Annotated in this window: 11 protein-coding genes; all 11 read right to left on the reverse strand. The window is 66.9% G+C overall.

The features are described 5' to 3' along the window. Nucleotides 1-453: 453 nt before the first annotated feature. Nucleotides 454-1,647, reverse strand: coding sequence for an elongation factor Tu (gene tuf, locus IE660_RS12100; protein ID WP_203568636.1), 1,194 nt, complete (start codon nt 1,645-1,647; stop codon nt 454-456). Nucleotides 1,648-1,828: 181 nt separating this feature from the next. Continuing rightward, on the reverse strand, nt 1,829-3,937 hold the full coding sequence (gene fusA / locus IE660_RS12105) for an elongation factor G (RefSeq protein ID WP_203568637.1): 2,109 nt from the start codon (nt 3,935-3,937) through the stop codon (nt 1,829-1,831). Nucleotides 3,938-4,067: 130 nt separating this feature from the next. Then, nucleotides 4,068-4,538: a 30S ribosomal protein S7 gene (gene rpsG / locus IE660_RS12110; RefSeq protein ID WP_203568638.1), complete on the reverse strand. Its 471-nt coding sequence runs from the start codon at nt 4,536-4,538 to the stop codon at nt 4,068-4,070. Further along, on the reverse strand, nt 4,538-4,909 hold the full coding sequence (gene rpsL, locus IE660_RS12115) for a 30S ribosomal protein S12 (RefSeq protein ID WP_203568639.1): 372 nt from the start codon (nt 4,907-4,909) through the stop codon (nt 4,538-4,540). The genes rpsG and rpsL overlap by 1 nt, the downstream gene beginning before the upstream one ends. Nucleotides 4,910-5,173: 264 nt before the next feature. Next, complete coding sequence (locus IE660_RS12120; RefSeq protein ID WP_203568640.1) at nt 5,174-6,118, reverse strand: LCP family protein; 945 nt, start codon at nt 6,116-6,118, stop codon at nt 5,174-5,176. Nucleotides 6,119-6,133: 15 nt separating this feature from the next. Continuing rightward, complete coding sequence (locus IE660_RS12125; RefSeq protein ID WP_203568641.1) at nt 6,134-6,475, reverse strand: hypothetical protein; 342 nt, start codon at nt 6,473-6,475, stop codon at nt 6,134-6,136. A 384-nt stretch (nt 6,476-6,859) separates the two neighbouring features. After that, nucleotides 6,860-7,612 (reverse strand): hypothetical protein, encoded by a 753-nt coding sequence (locus tag IE660_RS12130; protein ID WP_203568642.1) that lies wholly within the window; start codon nt 7,610-7,612, stop codon nt 6,860-6,862. Between the two features lie 183 nt (nt 7,613-7,795). Then, on the reverse strand, nt 7,796-11,674 hold the full coding sequence (locus IE660_RS12135) for a DNA-directed RNA polymerase subunit beta' (RefSeq protein WP_203568643.1): 3,879 nt from the start codon (nt 11,672-11,674) through the stop codon (nt 7,796-7,798). A gap of 57 nt (nt 11,675-11,731) precedes the next feature. Continuing rightward, on the reverse strand, nt 11,732-15,238 hold the full coding sequence (gene rpoB / locus IE660_RS12140) for a DNA-directed RNA polymerase subunit beta (protein WP_203568644.1): 3,507 nt from the start codon (nt 15,236-15,238) through the stop codon (nt 11,732-11,734). 387 nt (nt 15,239-15,625) lie between these two features. Next, entirely contained in the window at nt 15,626-16,024 is a 399-nt protein-coding gene (rplL, locus tag IE660_RS12145; protein WP_203568645.1) for a 50S ribosomal protein L7/L12, read from the reverse strand. Nucleotides 16,025-16,039: 15 nt separating this feature from the next. Further along, nucleotides 16,040-16,741 (reverse strand): 50S ribosomal protein L10, encoded by a 702-nt coding sequence (rplJ, locus tag IE660_RS12150; protein WP_203568646.1) that lies wholly within the window; start codon nt 16,739-16,741, stop codon nt 16,040-16,042. Between the last annotated feature and the right edge of the window lie 159 nt (nt 16,742-16,900).

A 16,900-nucleotide genomic window follows, 5' to 3' on the forward strand; every position in this document is an offset into this window, starting at 1 on the left:
ATCGTCGCCACACCCCACGAGCCAAACACCCGGAGCAAGACGACGGAGCTCAGGAACGAGCAGCCCTGCGCGTGTGGCGACGGGCAGGTTCGTCCCCCCGACGCTCATCCAGGACGCCGACCGGCACTGCACACCATGCCCGTCGAGCACCGAGCTACCCGTCGACGCGGGTGGGTGATCGTCGGGGTGGGTGGACGACAGGTGACGGACAGGAGGATGGGCAGCACCACGGACGCCCCGCCGCCCCCACCAAGTGGACGGAAGNGGTGGGTGATCGTCGGGGTGGGTGGACGACAGGTGACGGACAGGAGGATGGGCAGCACCACGGACGCCCCGCCGCCCCCACCAAGTGGACGGAAGCCCGCTCCCGCCAAATGGACGAGGGCCCCGCACCCACCAGGGGTACGGGGCCCTCGTTCAGCTCAGGGCTGTCCAGCCAGGGGCTGGGTCAGATCACTTGAGGATCTTGGTCACACGACCGGCGCCGACGGTGCGGCCACCCTCACGGATGGCGAACTTGAGCCCGTCCTCCATGGCGATCGGCTTGTTGAGGTGAACCGTCATGTCGGTGTTGTCACCAGGCATGACCATCTCGGTGCCCTCGGGCAGCTGAACCACACCGGTCACGTCGGTGGTGCGGAAGTAGAACTGCGGCGAGTAGTTCGAGAAGAACGGCTTGTGACGGCCACCCTCCTCCTTGGTCAGCACGTAGACGTTGGCCTCGAAGTCGGTGTGCGGGGTGGTCGAACCCGGCTTGATGACGACCATGCCACGCTCCACGTCCTCCTTCTTGGTGCCACGGAGCAGCAGGCCGACGTTCTCACCAGCGCGACCCTCGTCGAGGATCTTGCGGAACATCTCCACACCGGTGACGGTCGAGGACTGCTTGGCCTCACGGATGCCGATGATGTCGACGGTCTCGCCAGTCTTGACGATGCCGCGCTCGATGCGGCCGGTGATGACGGTGCCACGACCGGTGATGGTGAAGACGTCCTCCACCGGCATCAGGAACGGCTTGTCGGTGTCGCGCTCCGGCTGCGGGATGTAGGAGTCCACGGCGTCCATGAGCTCGGCGATCGAGTCGCCCCACTTGGCGTCACCGTTGAGGGCCGGGAAGGCTGCCACGCGGACGACCGGGCAGTCGTCGCCGTCGAACTCCTGGCTCGACAGCAGCTCGCGGACCTCCATCTCGACGAGCTCGATGAGCTCCTCGTCGTCGACCATGTCGCACTTGTTCAGCGCGACCACGATCGCCGGCACGCCGACCTGGCGGGCGAGCAGCACGTGCTCGCGGGTCTGAGGCATCGGGCCGTCGGTGGCGGCCACCACGAGGATGGCGCCGTCCATCTGGGCCGCACCGGTGATCATGTTCTTCACGTAGTCAGCGTGACCGGGGCAGTCGACGTGCGCGTAGTGGCGCGCCTCGGTCTGGTACTCGACGTGCGCGATCGAGATCGTGATGCCACGCTGGCGCTCCTCAGGAGCCTTGTCGATCTGGTCGAAGGCCGACACAGCGTTCAGCTCCGGGTACTTGTCGTGCAGCACCTTGGTGATCGCCGCGGTCAGAGTGGTCTTGCCGTGGTCGATGTGTCCGATGGTGCCGATGTTGCAGTGCGGCTTGGTCCGCTCGAACTTGGCCTTTGCCACTGGGGCTCCTTCTGATGGACGCGCCGCGGCTGGCGGCGCTGTGGTTTGCATCTCGCGGATGGACGACCCGCGAAGTCTGGTCTGTCATGAGTGTGCGCGCGGCGTGCGAACACGCGGCGAACCCACCCAAGTCTTGTGCACGGGCGGACCATAGTCAAACGAGTACCGCCCGTGCAGGGCCTCAGTCGATCGAGCCGCGGGTCTTGGCGACGATCTCGTCCGAGACGCTCTTGGGGGTCTCGGCGTAGGAGTGGAACTCCATCGAGTACGACGCCTGGCCCGAGGTCTTCGACCGCAGGTCACCGACGTAGCCGAACATCTCCGACAGCGGCACGAGGGCGCGCACGAGCTGGTTGCCGTGCTGCTCCTCCATGCCCTGCACGTGGCCACGGCGGGAGTTGATGTCGCCGATCACCGTGCCGAGGAACTCCTCGGGGGTGGTGACCTCGACGGCCATCATCGGCTCGAGCAGGGCCGGATCGGCCTTGCGGGCGGCCTCCTTGAAGGCCATCGAGCCAGCAATCTTGAAGGCGAGCTCCGAGGAGTCGACGTCGTGGTAGGCACCGTCGACCAGGGTCACCTTGATGTCCTCGACCGGGTATCCGGCCAGCACACCGAACTGCAGCGACTCCTTGATGCCGGCGTCCACCGCGGGGATGTACTCGCGGGGGATGCGGCCGCCGGTGACGGCATTGACGAACTCGTAGCCCGCACCCGGCTCGCTCGGCTCCAGGTCGATGATGACGCGGCCGTACTGACCCGAACCACCCGACTGCTTCTTGTGGGTGTACTCCACCTTGTGCACCGGACGACGCAGGGTCTCACGGTAGGCCACCTGGGGCTTGCCGATGTTGGCCTCGACCTTGAACTCGCGCTTCATGCGGTCGATCAGGATCTCGAGGTGCAACTCGCCCATGCCGGCGATGATGGTCTGCCCGGTCTCGTCGTCGGTGTGCACCTTGAAGGTCGGGTCCTCCTCGGCCAGACGCTGGATCGCGGTGCCCAGCTTCTCCTGGTCGGACTTGGTCTTCGGCTCGATCGCCTGCTCGATGACGGGGTTGGGGAACTCCATCGACTCGAGGATGATCGGGTTGGCTGGGTCGCACAGGGTCTCACCGGTGGTGGTGTCCTTCAGGCCCATCACCGCGCAGATCATGCCCGCGCCCATCTCGGCAACCTCTTCACGCTTGTTGGCGTGCATCTGGTAGATCTTGCCGATCCGCTCGCGCTTGCCCTTGGTGGCGTTGAGCACCTGGGTGCCCGACTGCAGCACGCCCGAGTACACGCGGACGAAGGTCAGCTTGCCCAGGTGCGGGTCAGCCGCGATCTTGAAGGCCAGCAGCGACAAGGGGTCCTCGTTGGAGGGGTGCCGCTCGAGCTTCACCGACTCGTCACCGGGCTTGTAGCCGTCGATGGCGGGGATGTCGGTGGGGGCCGGCAGGTAGTCGACCACCGCGTCGAGCAGGGGCTGCACGCCCTTGTTCTTGAACGAGGTGCCACAGACCACGGCGTTGGCCTTGCTGGCCAGCACGACGCGACGGATCGCGGCCTTGAGCTCCTCGACGGTGATCTCCTCGCCCGAGTCCTCCTTCTCGAGGTAGATCTCGGCGAAGTCGTCGTCGAGGTCGGCGAGCGCGTGGACCAGCTCCTCGCGGGTCTCGGCCGCCTTCTCGGCGAGCTCGGCCGGGATCTGTTCGACCTCGTAGTCCTCGCCCACCTTGGTCTCGCCGCGCCAGGTCAGCGCGCGCATGCCGACGATGTCGACGACGCCGATGAAGTTGGCCTCGGCGCCGATCGGCAGCTGGATGATCAGCGGGGTCGCGTTGAGGCGCTCACGGATGGTCTTGACGCAGTGGTCGAACGAGGCACCGGTGCGGTCGAGCTTGTTGATGTAGCAGATGCGGGGCACGCGGTACTTGTCGGCCTGGCGCCACACGGTCTGAGACTGCGGCTCGACACCGGCCACACCGTCGAACACCGCGACCGCACCGTCGAGCACGCGCAGGTTGCGCTCCACCTCGACGGTGAAGTCGACGTGCCCGGGGGTGTCGATGATGTTCAGGTGGTAGCCGTGCCAGAAGGCGGTGGTGGCAGCAGAGGTGATCGTGATGCCACGCTCCTGCTCCTGCTCCATCCAGTCCATCGTGGCGGCGCCGTCGTGCACCTCACCGATCTTGTAGTTGATGCCGGTGTAGAACAGGATGCGCTCGGTGGTGGTGGTCTTGCCGGCATCGATGTGCGCCATGATGCCGAAGTTGCGGACCTTGCTCAGGTCGGTGGTGCGTGCCACGCTCGTCCTCAATTTCGTGTCTGCGGGGGCTCGTCAGGGTCGTGCAGTGCGCCTGCTGGGCGGCGCTGACTCGGGGCCGTAGGGCCCCGAGCATGGGCGTGCCCCTCCGCCGGAGCGAAGGGGCATCACCTCACCAGCGGTAGTGGGCGAAGGCGCGGTTGGCCTCAGCCATCTTGTGGGTGTCCTCGCGACGCTTCACCGAAGCGCCCAGACCGTTGGAGGCGTCGAGAATCTCGTTCATCAGGCGCTCGGCCATGGTCTTCTCACGACGGGCGCGAGAGAAGCTGACCAGCCAACGCATCGACAGCGTGGTGGCGCGGGCGGGCTTGACCTCGACCGGCACCTGGTAGGTGGCGCCACCGACTCGGCGGCTCTTCACCTCGAGGCTGGGCTTGATGTTGTCGAGCGCACGCTTCAGCGTCTGCACCGGGTCGACCCCGGTCTTGGCGCGGGTGCCCTCGAGGGCGGTGTAGACGATGTCCTGGGCGACGGTCTTCTTGCCGTCGAGCAGGATCTTGCTCACCAACTGCGACACCACCGGCGACCCGTAGACGGGATCGACCATCACCGGGCGCTTCGGCGCCGGTCCCTTGCGAGGCATTACTTCTCCTTCTTCGCGCCGTAACGGCTGCGGGCCTGCTTGCGGTTCTTGACACCCTGGGTGTCGAGCGCACCGCGGACGATCTTGTAGCGCACACCCGGCAGGTCACGCACACGACCACCGCGAACGAGCACCATCGAGTGCTCCTGCAGGTTGTGGCCGACGCCGGGGATGTAGGCGGTGACCTCGACGCCCGAGCTCAGGCGCACACGGGCGACCTTGCGCAGCGCCGAGTTCGGCTTCTTGGGGGTGGTGGTGTACACACGCGTGCACACTCCGCGGCGCTGGGGCGAGCCCTTGAGCGCGGCGGTCTTGTTCTTGCTGACCTTGTCGGCGCGGCCCTTGCGGACCAGCTGCTGGATTGTAGGCACCTGCTGGTATCTCTTTCGTTGTCTTGACGGGTGATCCCTGGCTTGCAGCCCCGCAGACCCCACCCGGCCACCGTCACCCGTGGGAATCTGCTCAGACTGCCGTGCGAACTCCGCACTGGCCCCACCTTGACCTTGCAACGTCAGGTGGCGGGCGCCACGCCAGGGCACGCACAGATGCTCGTGCAACACCGAGCACAGGGTTCAAGATTACGTGGTACGGCGTGGAGGGTCAAAACAGCCCACCCCAGCGGACGACGCCGCCGCTCACCGCCGCACGGTGCAACCGGAGGTCCAGCCCAGCTCGGTCAGGGTCTGGCGGCTCTGGTCGGTGAGTGCGGCCAGGTTCGAGTTGGGGGTGCGCTCGACAGGCAGCGAGGTGAATGCGGGCAGGTTGCGCAGGCTGGCCAGTTCGGCCAGTGGGGTATCGGCGTCGAGGGTGACATCGGGCAGCACCCGCCAGGCCAGGGTGTGGGCGAGCGCCGGGTTGCGAGTCCCGCGCGCCTTGGCCTTGGCGACCACGTCAGCCATCACCGTGGCCGCGCGTGCTTCTCGTCCGGCCTCTCCGGTGCCCTCGGGCACCCACCGGCCGTTGCGCAGCACCTCGCCCTGCCGCGAGCGGACGAGCGCCAGCGCGGTGCGTCCGTCGATGGTGTGGCTGCCGGCCTCGATCGACAGTCCGGTGCGGCGATCACGCATCGCCTCGGGCAGGGTGACCTCGATGCCACCCAGGGTGTCGACCAGCGTCTGGAAACCGCGCATGTCGATGGCCACCAGGTGGGTGACCGGCACCTGCAGACCGGTGCACAGGCCGTCCACCAGCGCCTGGGGGGAGCGCAGCCAGAGGTTGCCCAGGCGTTGGGGGCGTCCGTCCTGCTGCAGCACGACGATGTCGCGCGAGACCGACAGTGCTGTTCTTCCGGGCCTGACCAGCACGATCACGTCGGTGCGGGCGCCGATGGGCTTGTCAGGGCCCGTGCCGAAGTCACCGTTGTCGGGGTCGGCCGCCTCGGCCCGGTCGTCCAGCCCCACGATCAGCCAAGTGGGCGCACCATCGGCGTCGGGCAGGGCGACCTCGACGCGTTGCGGTCGTGACGAGAGCACCAACGACTCGGCCACCATCGCCGCCACGAGCAGCGCGACGACCATAAGGACGACCCTCGTCCACACCGTGCGGCGGGGGCGAGGGTCGGCCTGGGTTGGGACGATCACCTGAGCGACGCTACCTCAGTTGCCGGTCGAGGGCAGACCCCCTCCCCCGCCGTCGCTCACCACGGTCGGGTCGGACTGGTCAGGGTCAGGGCTGCCCCAGTAGAACCTCAGGAAGCGCTCCTTGCCCGAGTCGTCGCCGGTGGCGACCAGCAGGTAGTCGCCCAGCGGCACGTCCGACTTCAGGACGATGTCGTGGGTGAAGGTGCCGTCGGCGTTGGCGGTGGCGACGGCGTCGGCCGACCAGACAACCGTGCCGGTGCTGTGGTCGTACATGGTCAGCGAGATCGTCTCGCCGGGGGTGAAGCCCTCGGCGGACAGAGTGACGACGTCACCTGCCGCCCAGTGGGTGGGATCCACCGTCAGTGCGGCCCTGGGGGCCGACGACCTGGACGACGGCTCCGGCGTAGCGCGTGGCGTCGCCGCAGCCACTGACGGTGATGGTGGGTGCACTGCCCGAGTCCACCGAGGTGACTCTCAGGGTGGGGCTGCCGATGCGGTGATGGTGGTGGAGATGAGGCTCGTGGCCGCCAGGGCGACTGCGCCGGCTGTGGCGACGAGGACACGACGAAGGGTCATGGTCCGCTCCCAGGTGTTGGCGGGTGAGGCGAATCGTACGCCTCGCACGCGGGCTTGACCATGGTGTGACCTCAGCCGCCGCTGAGTCGTCTCCCACCAACAAAGAGACTGGCCTCCCCCGTGAGGGAGAGGCCAGTCCAGGTGAAGCGTTGAGGTGGCTACCGATCAGTTGCCGGTCGAAGGCAGACCGCCACCGCCGCCACCGGGGTTCGGGCTGACCGGGCCGCCGCTGTCGCCGCCGTTGTCGTCCTCATCGGGGCTTCCCCAGTAGAACTCGAGGGTGCGGGTCTTGCCGCTGTCGTCACCGGTGGCGATCAGGTAGTAGCTGCCCTCAGGCACGTCGGACTTCAGCACGAGCTCGTAGCTGAAGGTGCCGTCGTCGTTGGCCCGGGCCACGGCCGCGTCGGACCAGACGGTGGCACCGGTGCTGACATCGACCATCTTGAGCGAGACGGTCTCGCCGGGGGTGAAGCCGTAGGCCGAGACGGTCACCGGGTCGCCGGCGCTCCAGCTCGAGGGCTCGACGAACAGCGAGGTCGGGTAGACGAAGAAGCCTGCCTCGGCGGCAGAGTCCTCATTGCCGTTGTAGCCCAAGCAGGTCGCCTGCAGGTAGTAGGCGCCGGCCTGCGGAGCAGTCCAAGTCACCGAGGCCGAAGCCTGTCCCGTGGTCGCGACCGGCAGTTCCTGAACCGGAACAACCTCGTCGTTCTCCTCGATACGGACGATCTGGACGACCGCGCCGGAGTACACCGCGGCATCGCTGCACCCGGTGATGGTGATGGTGTTCGCCTGGCCAACGTCGACGCTGGTTGCGGTGACACCGGCCGCGCCGAAAGCGGTCTGGCCGAGGCCAATCACGCCGGCGCCCGCCAGCACCACGGCCGAAGCGAGGCTGGCGAGCTTACGCCCAATACCCATGTCTGCTCTCCCGAAGTTTGTGGGGGGTTGTTTCCACGGAACCTACATGATGGTCAGGGTCAGGGCCAATTGACTGCGTCGCGACGGCTCTGCCTCCCCCATCAGGGGGATGCCCATGCACGATGAAGATCGCCGGCCCACCCCCGTCAGGGAGTGGGCCGGCGGTCTGTCGTTGCTGCGGGATCAGCGCATGCCGTCGCCGAAGTCCAGGTCCTCCAGCGGAACCGCAGCCCCCGAACCCGACCCGAAGTCGTAGTCGTAGGGGTCGTAGTTCATGGTGAAGGCCGTGGCCCGGGCGTCAGCGGTCGGCTCGACCCTGATGTTGCGGTAGCGGTCGAGACCGGTACCGGCCGGGATGAGCTTGCCGAGGATCACGTTCTCCTTCAGCCCGAGCAGGCTGTCGGACTTGGCGTGGATCGCGGCGTCGGTGAGCACCTTGGTGGTCTCCTGGAACGAGGCGGCCGACAGCCACGACTCGGTGGCCAGCGAGGCCTTGGTGATGCCCATCAGCACAGGACGGCCCTCGGCGGGCTTGCCGCCCTCGGCCACCACGCGACGGTTCTCGGACTCGAAGGTCTGACGGTCGGCCAGCTCACCGGGCATCATCGTGGTGTCACCCGACTCGATGACGGTGATCCGGCGCAGCATCTGGCGGATGATGATCTCGATGTGCTTGTCGTGGATCGGCGCACCCTGGGTGCGGTAGACCCGCTGCACCTCCTCGACCAACAACTCCTGCACCTTGCGCACACCGTTGACCCGCAGCACGTCCTGGGGATCCATGGTTCCGGCGGTCAGCTGCTGACCGGCCTTCACCCGCAGCCCGTCGACGATCGCGATGCGCTCGCCGTCGGCCTCGTCGAACTCCAGGCGGGCACGACGCGGCACCTGGTACTCCAGGTCGTCGCCGCCGTCCTCGCGCTCGATGATGATCTTGCGGCTGCGGTCACCCTCCTCGATCCGGACGATGCCTGCGGCCTCGGCGATCGGCGCCTTGCCCTTGGGCTGACGCGCCTCGAAGAGCTCGATGACACGCGGCAGACCCTGGGTGATGTCGTCACCGGCCACACCACCGGTGTGGAAGGTACGCATCGTCAACTGGGTGCCGGGCTCACCGATCGACTGCGCGGCGACGATGCCCACGGCCTCGCCCACGTCGACCAGCTTGCCGGTGGCCAGCGAGCGTCCGTAGCACATCGCGCAGGTGCCCGAGGTGGCGTCACAGGTCAGCACCGAACGCACCTTGACGTCGCTGACGCCCGCGGCGACCAGCGCCCGGATGTCGGCGTCGCCGAGGTCGGTGCCGGCCTTGACCACCACCGTGCCCTTGGCATCGGTGGCATCGGTGGCCAGGGTGCGGGCGTAGACAGCGGTCTCGACGTTGTCGAGCACCTGCAGCGCACCGTCGACCTCGACCGCGATCGGCTTGGTCAGACCACGCTCGGTGCCACAGTCCTCCTCGCGGATGATCACGTCCTGGCTGACGTCGACCAGACGACGGGTCAGGTAACCCGAGTCGGCCGTGCGCAGCGCGGTGTCGGCCTGTCCCTTGCGGCCGCCGTGGGTGGAGATGAAGTACTCCACCACCGACAGGCCCTCGCGGAAGTTCGACTTGATCGGACGCGCGATGATCTCACCCTTGGGGTTGGCCACCAGTCCTCGCATGGCGGCGATCTGGCGCATCTGGGTCATGTTCCCTCGTGCGCCGGAGTGCACCATCATGTAGATCGGGTTGGTCCGGGTGAAGTTCGCCTCCATCGCCTGGGTCAGCTCGGTGGTGGCGTCGGTCCAGATCTGGATGAGCTCCTGACGACGCTCCTCGTCGGTGACCGCGCCGCGCTCGTAGAGCCGGTCGATCTTGCCGGCCTTGTCCTCGTAGGCAGCCAACACCTGGGGCTTGCTCGCCGGGGTCTGCACGTCACCGATCGAGACGGTGACACCCGAGCGGGTGGCCCAGTGAAAGCCAAGGTCCTTGAGGTTGTCGAGCGTGGCAGCCACGACCAGGCGCGGGTAGCGCTCAGCCAGGTCGTTCACCAGCGTGCCGAGCACCTTCTTGCCGACCTCGCGGTTGACGTAGGGGTAGTCGGCGGGCAGGGCGTCGTTGAACAGCGCGCGGCCCAGCGTGGTGTTGAGCATGACGCTGCCGTCGGGACGCTGCGGCGCCTCGTCGGTGACGATGTCGAACAGCATCATCTTGATCGGCGACCCGATCGCCAGCTCGCCGCGGTCGAAGGCCATGATCGCCTCACCGATGGACGAGAACGCGCGTCCCGAACCGGCCTCCTCACGCTCCGGGGTGAGGAAGTAGTGGCCGATGATCATGTCCTGGGTGGGCATGGTCACCGGACGACCGTCAGCCGGCTTGAGGATGTTGTTGGTCGACAGCATCAGGATCCGGGCCTCGGCCTGGGCCTCGGCCGACAGCGGGAGGTGCACGGCCATCTGGTCGCCGTCGAAGTCGGCGTTGAAGGCGGTGCAGACCAGCGGGTGGATCTGGATGGCCTTGCCCTCGATCAGCTGCGGCTCGAAGGCCTGGATCCCGAGGCGGTGCAGCGTCGGTGCACGGTTCAGCAGCACGGGGTGCTCGGTGATGACCTCTTCGAGCACGTCCCACACCACCGGGTGCTGACGCTCGACCATGCGCTTGGCCGACTTGATGTTCTGGGCGTGGTTCAGGTCGTCCAGACGCTTCATCACGAACGGCTTGAACAGCTCCAGCGCCATCGCCTTGGGCAGGCCGCACTGGTGCAGCTTGAGCTGCGGGCCGACCACGATGACCGAACGGCCCGAGTAGTCGACGCGCTTGCCGAGCAGGTTCTGACGGAACCGGCCCTGCTTGCCCTTGAGCATGTCCGAGATCGACTTCAGCGGACGGTTGCCCGGTCCGGTCACCGGACGACCACGGCGTCCGTTGTCGAACAGCGAGTCGACGGCCTCCTGCAGCATCCGCTTCTCGTTGTTGACGATGATCTCGGGAGCGCCGAGGTCGAGCAGTCGCTTGAGGCGGTTGTTGCGGTTGATCACGCGGCGGTACAGGTCGTTGAGGTCGGAGGTCGCGAAGCGGCCACCGTCGAGCTGCACCATCGGACGCAGGTCCGGCGGGATGACCGGCACGGCGTCGAGCACCATGCCGAGCGGGGAGTTCTCGGTGTTGAGGAAGGCCGAGACGACCTTGAGCCGCTTCAGGGCGCGGGTCTTGCGCTGGCCCTTGCCGGTCTGGATGGTCTCGCGCAGGTTGGCGGCCTCGGCCACCAGGTCGAAGCTGGCCAGACGCTTCTTGATGGCGTCGGCGCCCATCGAGCCCTCGAAGTACTTGCCGAAGCGGTTCTTCATCTCCCGGTAGAGCACCTCGTCGCCCTCGAAGTCCTGCACCTTGAGGGTCTTGAAGCGGCTCCAGACGGCGTCCAGGCGGTCGAGCTCACGCTGCGAGCGGTCGCGGATCGCCTTGGCCTCCTTCTCGGCGGCGTCCTTGACCCGCTTCTTGGCGTCGGCCTTGGCGCCCTCGTTCTCGAGGGTCTCGAGGTCTTCCTCGAGCTTGGCCAGGCGGGCGTTGATGTCGTTGTCGCGACGCTTCTCGAGCTGGGTCTTCTCGACCGCCACCTTGCCCTCGAGCGACGACAGGTCGCGGTGACGCGCCTCCTCGTCGACCGAGGTGATCATGTAGGCGGCGAAGTAGATGACCTTCTCGAGGTCCTTCGGCGCGATGTCGAGCAGGTAGCCCAGACGGCTCGGAACACCCTTGAAGTACCAGATGTGGGTGACCGGGGCAGCCAGCTCGATGTGGCCCATGCGGTCGCGGCGCACGTTCGAGCGGGTGACCTCGACGCCACAGCGCTCGCAGATGATGCCCTTGAAGCGCACCCGCTTGTACTTGCCGCAGTAGCACTCCCAGTCCCGGGTGGGACCGAAGATCTTCTCGCAGAACAGGCCATCACGCTCGGGCTTGAGCGTGCGGTAGTTGATCGTCTCGGGCTTCTTGACCTCGCCGTGGCTCCACTCGCGGATCTGGTCGGCCGTGGCCAGTCCGATGCGCAGCTCGTCGTAGAAGTTCACGTCCAGCACGTTGGCTTCACTTTCCTGTCAGTGACTGATGTGAGTGTGTGGTGACTGAGTGTGAACTCAGACTTCGTCGACGAGGGCGAACGAGTCCGCCCCGGGTCGACGGGACAGGTCGATGCCGAAGTCCTCAGCGGTGCGGTAGTCGTCCTCGGAGTCACGCAGCTCGACCACCTGGCCGTCGCTGGAGAGCACCTCGACGTTCAGGCACAGCGATTTCATCTCCTTGACCAGCACCTTGAACGACTCAGGGATGCCCGGCTCGGGGATGTTCTCGCCCTTGACGATCGCCTCGTAGACCTTGACGCGTCCGGGGACGTCGTCGGACTTGATGGTCAACAGCTCCTGCAGGGCCCACGCGGCGCCGTAGGCCTCGAGTGCCCACACCTCCATCTCGCCGAACCGCTGGCCGCCGAACTGGGCCTTGCCGCCCAGGGGCTGCTGCGTGATCATCGAGTACGGACCGGTAGAACGGGCGTGGATCTTGTCGTCGACCAGGTGGTGCAGCTTGAGCATGTACATGTAGCCGACACCGATGCGATCGGGGTAGGGCTCGCCTGAGCGGCCGTCGAACAGACGGGCCTTGCCGTCGGCGTCGACCATCCGGTCACCGTCACGGTTGATGTTGCCGTGGGTGAGCAGGCCCGAGATCTCGTCCTCGTTGGCACCGTCGAAGACCGGGGTGGCCAGGCGGGCGTTGCCCTCGACCTTCTCGAGGCCGACGGCGCGCAGGCGCTCGGCCCACTCCCCCTCGACACCGCTCAGGTCCCAGCCGGTCTTGGCGATCCAGCCGAGGTGGTTCTCGAGCACCTGGCCCACGTTCATGCGCGAGGGCACGCCCAGCGGGTTGAGCACGATGTCGACCGGGGTGCCGTCCTCGAGGAACGGCATGTCCTCGACCGGGAGGATCTTCGAGATGACGCCCTTGTTGCCGTGGCGTCCGGCGAGCTTGTCGCCGTCGGAGATCTTGCGCTTCTGGGCGACGTAGACCCGGACCAGCTCGTTGACGCCGGGCGCCAGCTCGTCACCCTCGTCCCGGCTGAAGACGCGCACGCCGATGACCGTTCCGGTCTCGCCGTGGGGCACCTTCATCGAGGTGTCGCGCACCTCGCGGGCCTTCTCACCGAAGATGGCGCGCAGCAGGCGCTCCTCGGGGGTGAGCTCGGTCTCGCCCTTCGGGGTGACCTTGCCGACCAGGATGTCGCCGGTGCCGACCTCGGCGCCGATGCGGACGATGCCACGCTCGTCGAGGTTGGCGAGCATGTCCTCGTTCATGTTCGGGATGTCGCGGGTGATCTCCTCCGGACCCAGCTTGGTGTCACGGGCGTCGATCTCGTGCTCCTCGATGTGGATCGAGGTGAGCACGTCGTCCTGCACGAGGCGCTGCGACAGGATGATCGCGTCCTCGTAGTTGTGACCCTCCCACGGCATGAAGGCGACCAGTAGGTTGCGGCCCAGGGCCATCTCGCCCTGGTCGGTGCAGGGGCCGTCGGCCAGCGGGGTGCCGACCTCGACGCGCTGGTTCGGCTCGACCAGCGGGCGCTGGTTGATGCAGGTGCCGGCGTTCGAGCGACGGAACTTCTGCAGCCGGTAGGTGCCGTAGGTGCCGTCGTCGTGGGCGATGTCGATCAGGTCGGCGCTGACGCTGGTGACCACACCGGCCTTGCTGGCCAGGGTGACGTCACCGACGTCGGTGGCGGCGCGGAACTCCATGCCGGTGCCGACCAGCGGGGCCTCGTTGCGGATCAACGGCACGGCCTGGCGCTGCATGTTGGCGCCCATCAGGGCACGCGACGCGTCGTCGTGCTCGAGGAAGGGGATCAGCGCGGTGGCCACCGACACCATCTGGCGCGGCGACACGTCCATGTACTCCACCTCGGAGGCGGGCACGGTGTCGATGTCACCGTGGCGCACCCGGACCAGAACGTGGTCCTCGATGAACTGGCCCTTGGCGTCGAGCTTGGCGTTGGCCTGCGCGACGACGTAGCGGTCCTCCTCATCGGCGGTGAGGTAGTCGATCTGTTCGGTGACGTGGCCGTCGACGACCTTGCGGTACGGGGTCTCGATGAAGCCGAAGGCGTTCACCCGGGCGAAGCTGGCCAGCGAGCCGATCAGGCCGATGTTGGGGCCTTCAGGGGTCTCGATCGGGCACATGCGTCCGTAGTGCGAGGGGTGGACGTCACGCACCTCCATGCCGGCACGATCACGCGACAGACCACCGGGGCCCAGCGCCGACAGACGACGCTTGTGGGTGAGGCCGGCCAGCGGGTTGTTCTGGTCCATGAACTGGCTCAGCTGCGAGGTGCCGAAGAACTCCTTCAGCGCCGCGGTCACCGGACGGATGTTGATCAGGGTCTGCGGGGTGATCGCCTCGATGTCCTGGGTGGTCATCCGGTCACGGACGACCCGCTCCATGCGGCCGAGACCGGTGCGCAGCTGGTTCTGGATCAGCTCACCCACGGTGCGCAGGCGACGGTTGCCGAAGTGGTCGATGTCGTCGGCCTCGACGATGACGTCGCCGTAGCCGGCCTCCTTGGCCTCGGCCGAGGGCTCAAGGGTCTCCTTGCCCTCGTGCAGGGCGCAGACGAAGTGGATCGCCGAGACGATGTCGTCGACGGTCAGCACCTGCTGGTCGAACGGCAGGCTCAGCCCCAGCTTCTTGTTGATCTTGTAGCGACCGACCTTGGCCAGGTCGTAGCGCTTGGGGTTGAAGTAGTAGTTGTTCAGCAGCGTCTCGGCGGCGTCACGCGACGGCGGCTCGCCCGGGCGCAGCTTGCGGTAGATGTCGATCAGGGCCTCGTCCTGGGTCGAGACGTGGTCCTTCTCCATGGTCTGGCGGATCGACTCGTAACCGGCGAACTCCTCGAGGATGCGGTCCTCGGTCCAGCCCAGCGCCTTGAGCAGCACGGTGACGTTCTGCTTGCGCTTGCGGTCGAGACGCACACCGACGATGTCGCGCTTGTCGATCTCGAACTCGAGCCAGGCACCACGCGACGGGATGATCTTGCAGGTGAAGATGTCCTTGTCGGAGGTCTTGTCGGGGGTCTGCTCGAAGTAGACACCCGGCGAACGGACGAGCTGCGAGACGACCACGCGCTCAGTGCCGTTGATGATGAAGGTGCCCTTGTCGGTCATCAGCGGGAAGTCGCCGATGAACACGGTCTGGGACTTGATCTCACCGGTCTCGTTGTTCATGAACTCAGCGGTCACGAACAGCGGGGCGGCGTAGGTGACGTCGCGGTCCTTGCACTCCTCGATCGAGTGCTTCGGGTCCTCGAAGCGGTGGTCGCGCAGCGACAGCGACATGGTTTCGGCCATGTCCTCGATCGGCGAGATCTCTTCGAAGATCTCCTCCAGGCCCGACTTGGTGTTGACGTCGGTGCGACCGGCGGCGAGGGCTTCCTCGACGCTGGTGCGCCACGCCTCATTGCCGATGAGCCAGTTGAACGAGTCCGTCTGCAGGTCCAGCAGGTTGGGAACTTCGAGGGGTTCGGGGATCTTCGCGAACGAGATCCGCCCGGTGGACGAGATGACGTTGGTGTTCTTTGAGGCGGTGCGCGAGGCGGCCAAGATGCGGGTCCTTCCAAGAACTCATCACGCGGTGGTGCTTGCATGCAGAACGGCCCGTGTCAAGACGGGTCGGCAAACAGCGATGGGGCAAACAGCCACGATACGCGGTTGAGCCCCAACATGCAAAGCGGGCACGGCGGGGCTGAGGCTGTCAAGCCTGGTGGTGCTCCACCGGCTCCGCGTCCGACACTGCCCGACCACCTCGTCCGGGACTGCTGGACGCCCAGCACTCCCCCACACTGTAACTCCGCCGGGGCTGATCGCCAGCCCCCGGGGCCGCATGTCAGTGGATCCTCAGAAATTGCGAAGGGCAAATGGCGAAGGCCGGCCCCCGCAGGGACCGGCCTTCGTGAACCGGGCGCGTGGCGCACTGGGCGCCACGTCAGGTCACTTGAACGAGACGGTGGCGCCAGCAGCCTCGAGCTGCTCCTTGGCCTTGTCGGCAACGTCCTTCTTGACCTTCTCGAGCACGACCTTGGGGGCGGCCTCCACGAGGTCCTTGGCCTCCTTGAGGCCGAGGCTGGTGAGGGCGCGCACCTCCTTGATGACGCCGATCTTCTTGTCGCCGGCGGCCTCGAGGATCACGTCGACCTCGTCCGAGCCCTCGTCGGCAGCGGCGTCGTCGCCACCAGCGCCAGCGGCGGCGGGGGCGGCGGCAGCCACGGCCACCGGAGCGGCAGCGGTGACACCGAAGGTGTCCTCGAACTGCTTCACGAACTCGCTGAGCTCGATCAGGGTCATCTCCTTGAAGGCCTCAAGGAGCTCTTCGTTGGTGAGCTTCGCCATGGTGGGCGTCCTTTCTCAGTTGTCTGCCGCGGCGGCGGCGTCGTCAGTGGCCGCCTCGGGGGCGTCCTCGGTGGCCGCCACGGGGGCGTCCTCGGTTTCCGCCTCGACGGCGGGTTCGACAGCCGAGTCAGACTCGGTGTCCTGCTCCTTGGTCTCCTCGACGGAGGCAGCGGCCTGGCCGGCGCCACCGATGAGGGCAGGGTTCTCCTGGGCTGCGGCCTCGAGGGCACCCAGGGCGCGAGCGGCCTGGGACAGCGGGGCAGCAATCAGGAAGACGGCCTTCTGCAGGTTGGCCTGCATCGCGCCGGCGAGCTTCGCGAGGAGCACCTCACGCGACTCGAGGTCGGCCAACTTCTTGGCCTCGTCCGCGTCCAGGACGCGACCGTCCAGGACGGCACCCTTGATGACCAGAAGCGGATTGGCCTTTGCGAAGTCACGCAGCCCCTTCGCCACGGTGGCAATGTCACCGGAGATGAAGGCGATCGCGGTGGGGCCGACGAGCTGGTCGTCGAGACCCTCGATGCCCGCTTCACGGGCAGCGATCGTGGCCAGGGTGTTCTTCGCAACGGCGTAGGTGGCGTCCTCTCCCAGGGACCGACGAAGGTCCTTGAGGTTCTTGACGGAGAGTCCGCGGTACTCGGTCAGCACGACGGCGTCGGAGTTGGTGAAGTATTCCTTCAGCTCCGCGACCGCGGCTGCCTTGTCAGGCCTCGCCATTGGGTCTCCTTCCCACTACTGGATCGACACCGAAGTCCCCAGACATGAAGAAGGCCCCGTGCTCAGGCACAGGGCAGGTGGCGGAGCGTGCTCCACGCGGTCTGACATGTTCCTGCGCAGGCGTCCGAGTGTTGGCTCGAACCTTGGGGATCGCTCCAC

Origin of the sequence: Aestuariimicrobium ganziense, from assembly GCF_015352975.1 — a bacterium.
Lineage (GTDB): Bacteria > Actinomycetota > Actinomycetes > Propionibacteriales > Propionibacteriaceae > Aestuariimicrobium > Aestuariimicrobium ganziense.

What these genes read in the sequence shown, in the direction of transcription:
- rpsG (WP_203568638.1), bottom strand. Translation starts at nt 4,538, where the DNA reads ATGCCTCGCAAGGGACCGGCGCCGAAGCGCCCGGTGATGGTCGATCCC.
- IE660_RS12130 (WP_203568642.1), bottom strand. Translation starts at nt 7,612, where the DNA reads ATGGGTATTGGGCGTAAGCTCGCCAGCCTCGCTTCGGCCGTGGTGCTG.
- rplL (WP_203568645.1), bottom strand. Translation starts at nt 16,024, where the DNA reads ATGGCGAAGCTCACCAACGAAGAGCTCCTTGAGGCCTTCAAGGAGATG.
- rplJ (WP_203568646.1), bottom strand. Translation starts at nt 16,741, where the DNA reads ATGGCGAGGCCTGACAAGGCAGCCGCGGTCGCGGAGCTGAAGGAATAC.